This window comes from Chloroflexus sp., from assembly GCF_034435895.1.
Taxonomy (GTDB): Bacteria; Chloroflexota; Chloroflexia; order Chloroflexales; family Chloroflexaceae; genus Chloroflexus.
Genome location: NZ_DAOTWH010000169.1, coordinates 1 through 10,152, shown reverse-complemented (window position 1 = coordinate 10,152; position 10,152 = coordinate 1). Strand labels below are relative to the sequence as shown.

The window sequence follows — 10,152 nt, the reverse complement described above, 5'->3', positions numbered from 1 at the left end:
CCCCCAACCCCTCCCCCGCTGGGGGAGGGGCGGGCCAGTAGCCCGTGCAGCGGGCTTCGTATCCCCAGCCCGGCCCTTCAGGGCCGGGCACCGGATCAGATGGTATGTCCACCCTTGAACTCACGCCCGTGGGAGCAGGGCCGGGGGTGAGGGCGAAACGGCGCATCTTGCAGCCATCAACTGCGCCTACGCTCATGCGTTCTGTCCACACTTGAATTGTGGAATGCGGCAGTGAAACTGCCACCCTCCATAATAGTGTGTACGCGGCAGCGCCACTGCCTCCCTCCACACCCCCATTCGTTTATTCGTTCCCTATTCGTTGTCTATGGTATACTTGCGCCATAAGTGCGAGGAGGAGGCCGTAATGAAGCGAGTTGTCAGCATCAGTCTTGGCTCGGCGCAACGCGATTATCAGATCACGGTCACGGTGCTCGGCCAGCATGTGGAAGTGCGCCGGATTGGCGCCAACGGCGATGTCGCGCAGGCGATGGCGTTGGTGCGCAAGTTTGACGGCAAGGTTGACGCGATCGGGTTAGGCGGCTTGACACCGGTCTTTCGGATTGGCCGCGCTCGTTACCCGCATCAAGAAGCGATCCATATTGCCGCCCAAGCCCGTCGCACGCCGGTGGTCGATGGCGGTGTGGTCAAAGCGACGCTCGAGCGGTGGGCGGTTGCCCAAGCAACGCGCCAGATTCCATCGCTATTGCGCTTTAAGCGAGTGTTGATCACGAGCGGCGTCGATCGTTACCAACTCGCCGCGGCGATCAGCCAGTACGAGCCGGAGTTGCGCTTCGCCGATCCCGTGATCCACGCCGGTATCCCCTTCTTGCCGCCGCCACGCTCGCTCGAACAACTTGAACTGTACGCCGCCACGACCCTGCCCATTTTGGCGCTCTTGCCCTACCGCTTCCTCCATCCGGTGGCGCTCGGCCAAGAGGGTTTTGATAGCCGGGCTGCCGATCTGTTCCGCTGGGCCGATGTCATTGCCGGCGACTTTGCCTTTATCCGCCGCTTCGCTCCCCACGATCTGACCCGCAAGGCGATTATCACCGATGATCCATCGCCGGCTGAGATCGAAGACTTGCGCCGGCGCGGGGTGACAACGCTGGTCACGATGACGCCGCCGCTCAGCGAAGAGCGCCCATTTATTGCTGCCGATGCAATCGAGGCGGTGATTACCGCGATTACCGAAAGCCCGCGCCAACCCAGCGATGCCGAAGTGATTGATTTTATCGCGGCCGCCGGCTGGGGGCCGACGGTGCAAGACCTGAATCCGCGGCCTAAACCGCGCTTCGCCTTTGTGATCCATCCGCTGCGCACCGAGCTGATCGCTAATCACCATCTGTTCCGCTGGACGCGCTATCTGCCCAAGCGGTTGGTCGAACTCGTTGCCGCCGAGTTCCCGCCCCTCTACCTCTCGCGCATCCGCGGCATTCGCTCGAAAGCCACCGGTGAAGAGGTGGAGGGTATTCTCCTTTCCCTTGGCGCGACCCCACGCGAGATGATGCGCCGTCCACCGAGCTTTACCTATCGCCGCTTGATTAAAGCGGCCCGCATGGCCGAACGGATGGGGGCGCAGATTATGGGTTTGGGCGCGTTTACCTCAGTGGTCGGCGATGCCGGGATCACCGTGGCCCAGAAGGTCAATATCGGTATCACGTCGGGCAATTCGCTGACAGTGGCCGCCACTCTCGAAGCGGCCAAGCAGGCGGTGTTGCTGATGAAGGGTGGCCGGCCTGAGCATGTGCGCGCCGTCGTGATCGGCGCGACCGGCTCGATCGGCGCGGTCTGTGCCCGCTTGTTGGCCCAAGCCGTGCAGGATGTGGTGCTGGTGGCGCCGCGCGCTGAACGCTTGCTGGCGCTCAAGAAACAGATCGAAGCCGAGACACCGGGGGCGCGGGTGGTGGCGGCAACCTACGCTGATGCCTATATCGGTGATGCCGATCTGATTATTACCACCACTAGCGCGTTGACCGGCAAGGTGATCAATATCGATAAGCTCAAACCCGGCGCCGTCGTGTGTGATGTCGCCCGCCCACCGGATGTGAAAGAAGAAGATGCGCGCCGCCGGCCTGATGTGCTCGTGATCGAGAGTGGCGAGATTGTCCTCCCCGGCGAGCCGGATTTTGGTTTCGATATTGATATGCCTCCCGGCACCGCCTATGCCTGCCTCTCTGAGACAGCCTTACTGGCGATGGAGGGTAAGTTTGAGGATTATACGCTGGGGCGCAATATCGAGATCGAGCGGGTCAAAGAGGTCTATCGGCTTTGGAAGAAGCATGGCCTTGAATTGGCCCGCCTGCGCTCGTTTGGTGTCTACGTCACCGACGAGATGATTGCCGAGAAGCGCCGCTTGGCCGAGGAGCGCCGCCGCCAGTTGGGGTTGCCGCCGGAACGAGTGATCGTGGGGAGTGTGGAATAGCGAGTAGAGAACAAGTATCGTCATCGAGCAGCGCAATGCTTGAATGGATCTCTGCCCAACCACAACAACTCCGTCCCGCTCCGCCAGTGCTGTTGGTGCATGGCGCATGGCACGGCGCATGGTGTTGGGCCGAACGGGCCTTGCCTGATTTGGTTGCCCGCGGCCTGACTGCGCATGCGATCAGCCTGCGCGGTCACGGCGCTAGCCCGCCGGCCAGCAGGTTGACGACCATCTGCGATTATGTGCAGGATGTTCGCACGGCGGTGGCTGCGTTGCCCCAGCCGCCGGTGCTGGTTGGCCATAGCGCCGGCGGTTACGTTGCCCAATTGCTGATGACCGGGCGTTGCGGGCCGCCGCCGGCCTTGGCGGGCGTGGTGCTGCTCTGTAGTTCGCCGGTGTCAAGCCCGGCCTACTTTCTGCGCCGCTGGCGCGAAGGCGCGCCAATGGTCGATATTCGCGCCCTGTTGCGCCGCGAGCCGGCAGCCGTGCGTGCCGCCCTCTTCCGGCCCGACATCTCTGCTACCGACCTCGAACGCTATCGTCAGCAACTGGTCAGAGAACCGCCACTCGTGACGATGACCAGTATGCTGATCCGCCCCCGCCCGTCCGCTTGCCGGACGCCGGTGCTGGTTATCGCCGCTGGCGACGATGCGATCTTTGATCTCGCTGCCCAGCAAGCGCTTGCTGCTACCTACCGCGCCGAGGTGTTTGTCATCCCATCGGCGCCGCACGACATCATGCTCGATCCGGCATGGCCGTTGGCTGGGGCGGCGATTGCCCAATTTGCGGTTGAACTGAATCGCGCGGCGAAGGTGTAGTGTTTTGACCGCCGAGAACGCAGCGAGCGCAGCGGGAAGGATAGATATTGTGCCGCCGAGGGGCGCGGGCCGCTGGCCCGCACGAGTGCTTGTTGGTGGCAGCGGGCGGCCCGTCCGCGCTCCTCTCTATCTTTATGATCTCTTGAGGCGCGGGCCGCTGGGGGTGAGGGGCAGCAGCCCGTGCAGCGGGCTTCGTAAGGATCGCCCGGCTCTTCAGGGCCGGGTTCCCTGTCTGGCCATGCCTGAGCTGGTTGGTTCCGCCATCGTGGGAGATTGCTTCGGTCGGGCGGCTCCCAGCACGGCTGGGCGCCACCACTCCCTCGCAATGACAACCGGAACGCGGGCGCTGGTTCACCTCAACCAGTGCCGGTCGCGCAGACCCAGCAGCTCCCCCTCTCCCACCGTTAGGGGGGTGAGGGGGTTCACGCCAAGCCGCAAAGGAAGCAACGACCAGAGGATTCAAACGCAAAGCCGCGAAGGACGCCAAGAGCGCAAAGGTTGTTGGGGCAGCGCTGCTCCTCGTGTGTCATTGCGAGCCTAGCCCCATCCCCCACCCCCTCCCCCGCTGGGGGAGGAGAGAGAGAATAGCCACGAAAACACACAAAAGACACAAAACCGTGCTCTTTTTTGCGTCTTTTGCGTATTTTTGTGGCTATTCGGCTCAGTAGCCCAACCCCCTCCCCCGCTGGGGGAGCGGGGCGCTGCTGCCTGCCGCGAGAGCAATGACCGTGCCGCCAACCTAGCGGCTCACACTCTGCGTCCTCTGCGATCTCTGCGGTAAAAAACGCTCCCCCTCTCCCCCCCCGTCAGGGGGGAGAGGGGGCCGGGGGGGTGAGGGCATCTATTCAGTACAAACATTCCCGCCGTGACACCAGTTACACCCGATTGAGCAACGCTTCGATCATGTGATCGGGCGCTTGTACCGCCACCACTTCGCCTTGCACCGTCGTCTCGCCATTCACCTCGATCCACGCCTCAACCACCACCTTACGAACGGCCATCTCCTTCACCCGCCCGTGGATGACCAATTCAGGGCCAAGCGGGGTCGGTTTCAAGAAATTCACCCGCAACGAAGCCGTGAGGTAGCGCAAGTATGGGGCCGTGCCCGGCTCGCGGCTAGCCGCCGCGTAAGCGGCTGCCGAAGCGGTGCCGGTGCCGTGACAGTCGATCAACGAAGCGAGCAACCCGCCGTACACATAACCGGGAACGGCAGTGTGGTAAGGGCATGGGGTAAAGCGAGCAATGGCTTCGTTACCGTCCCAAACACTCTTGATCTGCAACCCATCGGGGTTGAGACGCCCGCAACCGTAGCAGTGGCTCAACTCATCGGGATAGGTGTCTTGGATGGGTTTCATCGGTTACTCCAGTATAGACAGCGCGATACCCAGACTCAGAGATGCTGTACCGTTGTGGCTCAATAGTCTACTCTTGTCAATGCGCGGGGCGTAGCCCTCGTAGCACTCTCCTGCTCTCGATCTAACGAACACTGAGCGGTGTGTTTCCGCTCGCGCGGGGGATGGCTTCGCCTTGCTGCGCTCGGCTCGCACTAACAACCGGACGAGTTCGCTTTTCTACCGCTTTGCCTTTACATCCGGCGCAGGTAGATCCACGCCGAGGGGCCGCGATTGCCCATCACCACCGTCTCGCCGGGCACAAACTGCTCGACGGTGAAACGCTGGCGCAGAGCCAGCATCAGCGCCGATTGCTCGATGCTGGTCTTGAGCGTCTCTGTCTGATCACTATTGCGCAGATGGGCAAACAACACAAACAACCCGCCCGGTCGCAGCAACCGGTGCACTTCGTCAAGGTACGCATTCAGATCTGGCTCGTTGCAGCCGTGGCCGCAGCCGACATCGATTGCCAAATCGTATGGCCCGCTGAGAAAATCCAGCTTGGTGACATTGGCGACAAACAGGCGCACCCGATCAGTAACCCCGGCGGCAGCCACCCGCTCGGCGGCCATGGCAATCGCTTCAGGAATGAAATCGATCCCGTCAACCTGCCAGCCGGCGCGGGCCAACCAGATACAGGCGCGACCGAGACCGCAGCCGAGATCAATGGCGCGGCCCGGCGGCAATTCACGGCTGAGGGCGATGATTTCGGGCGGCGGTTCGGGGTGATCCCACGGGATTTCCCCGGATAGGTAGCGATCACGAATGCGCGCGAAACGGTCGGTCATAATGTGCCCTTGTCAGCGTAAGTACGGCGGTTTGATCCGTGCTTTTGTGTCGTTTTGCGGCTATTCCCATTTACCGTTCTTGCCGCGAACGCTTGAGAGCGCGATCAATATCGCGCGCGGCATCGCGGCGGGCAATATCCTCGCGCTTGTCATACATCTTCTTGCCGCGGGCAACCCCAAGCTCGACCTTGGCCCGCCGCCCTTTGAAGTAGATCTTCAGCGGCACCAGCGTCATGCCCTTCATCCGCACCAACCCATTCAGCCGGTTAATCTCGCGGCGGTGCAGCAAGAGTTTGCGCGGTCGCAGCGGGTCGTGGTTGAAGTATTTGCCCGACTGTTCGTACGGCGCGATATGGGCATCATAGAGAAAAATTTCATCGTTGACGACGCGGGCGAAACTGCCGCGCAAATTCACCCGTCCGGCGCGCACCGATTTGATCTCGCTGCCAGAGAGGACAATGCCCGCTTCGATGGTCTCTTCGATGTCGTAATCGTGACGAGCTTTACGGTTGTCGGCGACTACGCCGAGATGGTTGTTTTTACTTGCCATGATTATTTGATTTCAAACTCATCGGTATTGCCGTCGTTGAGGCGCTGGATTGCGTTGTCCTTACGACGGCGGTTCGTTAATCAGCCACTCAATGGCGCTGCCTAACCCGATCGTACACCAAAACAGCGTCGCCATGTGGCTAAACTCAATATTAAAGAAATAGTGATCGGCCAAACCGACGGCGAGCGCGGCGACGATCGCGCCTTGGCAGCCGAGCAGCCAACTAGCCGCCTCATCATCGAGGTGCGGCAAGATGCGCAGGCTGCGGGTAAACCAAAATCCGATCAGGCCCAAAAAAACGGCCAGCCCGATCAAGCCCATGCGTTGGCCAATCGCGAGGTAAATACTGCTCACCCCCGCCGAGAGGTCAAGATCGGGCGCTTGGCCAAAGCCGATGCCAAACGCCGGATAGCGCTGGATAATCGCGATCGCGTTGGCGTACTCGTCGAGGCGCATCTGTTGGGCCTGATCGCGGAACTGGACGCCGGAGAGCACGCGATTGATAAATTCATCGGCGTAGCCTAATCCAAGCAACAGCACGCCGCCGAGGACACCGGCGACAATCATATACCGCCACAGCCGGCGATAGCGCACGGTGGCCAAAAAGGCCGCTGCGATGATGAGGCCAAATAGGGCCGCGCGCGAGAAGGTTAGCAACAGCGCCAGCACCTGTAATCCGCCCAAAGTTACCAATAACCAGCGTGGCAAGATCGGGCGCGGCGCGGCGAGTTGGGTCAGGGTCAGCACCGCGACGAGGGCCAGCATCCCGCCGAAACTGTTCGGGTCAACCCCCAAACCGATCGCCCGTTCGAGGCCGTTGGGGTCATCTTCCACATACCGCAACACCCGCCCGCTGGTCGGGTACCCGATCCGGCCCAGCGCCACCAGCAGTTGCAAGGCGATCGCATCGGGCAAAGCCCACAAAATGAGCCCAATCAGCGCCGACAAACCGCCCACCACAATCAAGGTGCGCACGATCAGCCGGGCGGTATCGCGGTCGCGCACACAATTGATCACGGTCAGGTAGCACAAGACCCCCAACACAAACTTGGCGTAATTGTGGAGGGTTTGCGGGTCGGGCAACCCGCGCGCGCCGAGCACCAGCGAAAAGAGGGTTAGGCCGAGAAACCCGATCAGCGGCAAGCCCAGCGAACCGAAGCGAACATCATACGCATCAGAGCGTGCCAGCGCGCGCAAAAACCAGACCCCGTTGAGCGCCATCAGCACCAGTGTCAGGAAATTCGGCGTAATAATCGCCTTAAACGGCAAGGTGCCGAACGGGATCATTGTGGCTACGGCCAAGGCCGCGATCAAGCCGGCCTTGACGCTCACCAACAATGCGGTGGCAATGGCCAAGGCCAGCAAACCGGCGGCGGCGTACAACGGCCCCAACGCCGTCACGCCGCCGATCAGACCGCCGGTGGCCAACGCCAACAATGCAATCAAGAGCTGCGACTGCACCAACCGGTCGCGCACCGTTGTAGGTTGCGCGGCAAGCTTAATGGACATACGGCATATCAGAGATGCGCATCAGCTTATCCCAGCGGTGGGTGGCATCGATGTAACGCACCGTCCCCGAACGTGAGCGCATCACCACGCTATGGGTGCGGGCGCCGCCGCCGAAATACTCGACGCCACGGAGAAACTCGCCGGAGGTAATGCCGGTGGCCGCCACCACCACATTCTCGCCGCGCACCAGATCACGAGTCGTCAATACTTGTTTGAGATCGATCCCAAGTTCAGCGACGCGCGCGCGTTCTTCATCGTTTCGCGGCCAGATTTTACACTGGATCTCGCCACCCATGCACTTCAGCGCCGCCGCCGTCAGCACGGCTTCCGGCGCACCACCGATCCCCATCAAGATATCAGCCGGCGGGTTCTCAATGTTGGTCATAATCCCGGCGCTGACATCGCCGTGAGCAATGAGCTTAATGCGCGCGCCGATTTCGCGAATCTGGCGAATGAGATCCTTGTGGCGCGGACGATCGAGCACGACGACGGTCACGTCTTCGACTTGCTTATTGAGCGTGCGTGCCACCGCGCGAATATTGTAGGCTACCGGCGCATTGATATCGATCACGCCCTTGGCCCGTTCGCCGACGGCCAGCTTATCCATATATGGGATGCCGCGCCAATTGTAGAACGAGTGCCGATCGGCCACGGCAACGATCGCGATCGCGCCGGGCATACCTTCGGCGAGCAGCGTGGTACCCTCAACCGGGTCAACGGCCACATCGATCTCGTCACCCTCGCCATTGCCAACTCGTTCGCCGATATAGAGCATCGGCGCTTCGTCCTTCTCGCCCTCACCGATCACCACGATACCGTTCATTGGCACACTGTTCAGTGCCATCCGCATCGCATCAACTGCGGCCTGATCAGCGTTATTCTTGTCTCCGCGACCCATCCAGCGCCCCGAACGCAGCGCAGCCGCTTCGGTGGCCCGCACCAAATCCATTCCAAGGTTGCGCTCCATCGCGAACCTCCGCTTTCTTGCTGGCGATCCTATTCCAGTGGCGCGCCAGCCTCGCGCCCTGCGTTACCTTGAATTGTAGCATAGGTGCAGAGGAGTTCGTATGTGCCACACGGTCAGGTTCACCAACCGCCAAAGAGGGTATATCCCAGCAGCACGACTAACCCCATCCGTACAATCCGGGCTAGAAAGACCGTTGTGGCGAACAACCAAACTGGCACACCAACGGCGCCGGCGATAATGCCGGCAATGTCGAAAAACGGGTTCGGCGGCGCCGAGAGGACGAACAACACGACCGGCGCGCGCCAGCGGTGCTGCATCTGGCAATGCACCCACTCGTAGAACGCGGTGTGCTCCAGTGCCTTGCGCCCGCTCCTCCCGGCGTAAAAGGCGACCAGCTCGCCGAGCACTGAACCGGCAGCGGCGGCGATAGCGACGCCATAAGGATTAAAGGCCTGTCCCAGCCGGATCAAGAGCGGATAATACGGCACCGGCACCACAATGGAAGCGTTAGCGATTCCCGCCGAAAGAAAAGCGCCCAAATAACCGAGGGCGCCTAATCGTTCGACCAGATCGGGGGGTAACAAGATAAAGACGAGCACGTTTGCAACGGCAATCGCAATGCCAACGACAGCGGGCCATAACCATACCCGCCAAAGCGGCGGCTGTGTTTCAACAGACATACACCCTCTTGATGACGGATTACAAGTACGTTAGATGTCGTATCTACATTTGAGAGCTTGTTCAGATGAGCCGTAGCCGGTTCAGCCAGCGTAACGGATACCCAAACACCCGCGCGCCGAGCGCGTCGCCGCTAAGCAAGCGGGCGCGTTGCGTGGCAATGCGGTCAACGCGCTGGCGGGCGGCAGCTCGTTCGGCGCCGTCATTTGTCGCGATCATCTGCATCGCTTGCTGCCAAACATCGTTGCGCCAGTTGCGGATTAAGTGCGCCGTACACCACTCGTCGAGCGGGCCGAAGGCGCGGTCAAGGATGCGCATCGCGCGGGCGTATGGCGCGATCACCTCATCTTGCACCCGATCGATCGTGAGCGCAATCACCCGATTGACCGCGTCGTAGTCCGCGCGCCGGTGCTGGCGTTCATATTCCGAAAGGTGTGGCCATTCCGGGCGCAGCAAATCATCCAACACCAAGACCAGATCGTAATTGATATGCGCATTCACCCCCAAAAGCAGATGTTGCACAAGGGCTGTGTCGCGCCGCGTCGCGAACGCAAAGGTATGTTGCCAGACCTGCGGCCCGCCGGTTGCTTGTTCCCACGCCGTGAGGGCGACAAAATAATAATCGGCAAAGTCGCCGATCAGCCGATGCACCCAAACTGAATCGTGAAATTCATCGCGTTCTACCGCAGATAACATATGCTCAGTCATCCGCTGGTAACAGGCCAGAAAGATGGCCCGACGGTCGCCGGTTGCATTCCACTGATCAACCAGCGCCAGCATACGTTCGGTTAAGGCAGGCATGCAATCTCCTTTCTGGCCGGCAAGGTCACAGGCGACAGCGAAACCGTGACCTGCTCACAGTGTACCACGCAAATTCGCCAATTTGTGACGGATTCGGTGCGCGCCGCATAACGAGAAATATCGCTTAGGAAAGCGGTTCAGTTCGGTTACGCAGAGCCGCTTGACAAATCGGGCAAGAGTTGCTATACTCCCTATCGTCAATCGCACCGCGGTTGACACGGAGGACGG

General features: G+C 61.0%; 9 protein-coding genes. 2 read left to right on the top strand and 7 right to left on the bottom strand.

The genetic code is table 11. The features are described 5' to 3' along the window. Positions 1 to 364: 364 nt before the first annotated feature. Both U9R81_RS10235 and U9R81_RS10230 read left to right on the top strand, forming a co-directional pair. Positions 365 to 2,422, top strand: a complete 2,058-nt coding sequence (locus U9R81_RS10235) for a serine carboxypeptidase (RefSeq protein ID WP_322495364.1) — start codon at positions 365 to 367, stop codon at positions 2,420 to 2,422. 35 nt (positions 2,423 to 2,457) lie between these two features. Further along, positions 2,458 to 3,240 carry an alpha/beta hydrolase gene (locus U9R81_RS10230; RefSeq protein ID WP_322495363.1) on the top strand — a complete coding sequence of 261 codons (783 nt, stop codon included), beginning with the start codon at positions 2,458 to 2,460 and terminating at the stop codon, positions 3,238 to 3,240. Between the two features lie 875 nt (positions 3,241 to 4,115). Here the strand turns inward: U9R81_RS10230 and U9R81_RS10225 are convergent. From U9R81_RS10225 to U9R81_RS10195, 7 genes are all read right to left on the bottom strand, one after another. Continuing rightward, positions 4,116 to 4,595, bottom strand: coding sequence for a PaaI family thioesterase (locus U9R81_RS10225; RefSeq protein WP_322495362.1), 480 nt, complete (start codon positions 4,593 to 4,595; stop codon positions 4,116 to 4,118). Between the two features lie 230 nt (positions 4,596 to 4,825). Further along, positions 4,826 to 5,419: a class I SAM-dependent methyltransferase gene (locus tag U9R81_RS10220; RefSeq protein WP_322495361.1), complete on the bottom strand. Its 594-nt coding sequence runs from the start codon at positions 5,417 to 5,419 to the stop codon at positions 4,826 to 4,828. 70 nt (positions 5,420 to 5,489) lie between these two features. After that, the gene (smpB, locus tag U9R81_RS10215) at positions 5,490 to 5,969 is read right to left on the bottom strand and encodes an SsrA-binding protein SmpB (RefSeq protein WP_416180952.1); all 480 of its coding nucleotides are present in this window, start codon (positions 5,967 to 5,969) and stop codon (positions 5,490 to 5,492) included. 60 nt (positions 5,970 to 6,029) lie between these two features. After that, positions 6,030 to 7,478, bottom strand: a complete 1,449-nt coding sequence (locus tag U9R81_RS10210; protein WP_322495360.1) for an O-antigen ligase family protein — start codon at positions 7,476 to 7,478, stop codon at positions 6,030 to 6,032. Continuing rightward, the gene (gene glpX / locus U9R81_RS10205; RefSeq protein WP_322495359.1) at positions 7,468 to 8,445 is read right to left on the bottom strand and encodes a class II fructose-bisphosphatase; all 978 of its coding nucleotides are present in this window, start codon (positions 8,443 to 8,445) and stop codon (positions 7,468 to 7,470) included. Before glpX ends, U9R81_RS10210 begins: the two co-directional genes overlap by 11 nt. 119 nt (positions 8,446 to 8,564) lie before the next feature. After that, on the bottom strand, positions 8,565 to 9,125 hold the full coding sequence (locus U9R81_RS10200; protein ID WP_322495358.1) for a VTT domain-containing protein: 561 nt from the start codon (positions 9,123 to 9,125) through the stop codon (positions 8,565 to 8,567). Positions 9,126 to 9,186: 61 nt separating this feature from the next. Beyond that, the gene (locus tag U9R81_RS10195; protein WP_322495357.1) at positions 9,187 to 9,924 is read right to left on the bottom strand and encodes a DUF5995 family protein; all 738 of its coding nucleotides are present in this window, start codon (positions 9,922 to 9,924) and stop codon (positions 9,187 to 9,189) included. Between the last annotated feature and the right edge of the window lie 228 nt (positions 9,925 to 10,152).

Coding starts and splice junctions, on each gene's coding strand:
- U9R81_RS10235 (WP_322495364.1), top strand. CDS start 365: ATGAAGCGAGTTGTCAGCATCAGTCTTGGCTCGGCGCAACGCGATTAT.
- U9R81_RS10230 (WP_322495363.1), top strand. CDS start 2,458: ATGCTTGAATGGATCTCTGCCCAACCACAACAACTCCGTCCCGCTCCG.
- U9R81_RS10225 (WP_322495362.1), bottom strand. CDS start 4,595: ATGAAACCCATCCAAGACACCTATCCCGATGAGTTGAGCCACTGCTAC.
- U9R81_RS10220 (WP_322495361.1), bottom strand. CDS start 5,419: ATGACCGACCGTTTCGCGCGCATTCGTGATCGCTACCTATCCGGGGAA.
- smpB (WP_416180952.1), bottom strand. CDS start 5,969: ATGGCAAGTAAAAACAACCATCTCGGCGTAGTCGCCGACAACCGTAAA.
- U9R81_RS10210 (WP_322495360.1), bottom strand. CDS start 7,478: ATGTCCATTAAGCTTGCCGCGCAACCTACAACGGTGCGCGACCGGTTG.
- glpX (WP_322495359.1), bottom strand. CDS start 8,445: ATGGAGCGCAACCTTGGAATGGATTTGGTGCGGGCCACCGAAGCGGCT.
- U9R81_RS10200 (WP_322495358.1), bottom strand. CDS start 9,125: ATGTCTGTTGAAACACAGCCGCCGCTTTGGCGGGTATGGTTATGGCCC.
- U9R81_RS10195 (WP_322495357.1), bottom strand. CDS start 9,924: ATGCCTGCCTTAACCGAACGTATGCTGGCGCTGGTTGATCAGTGGAAT.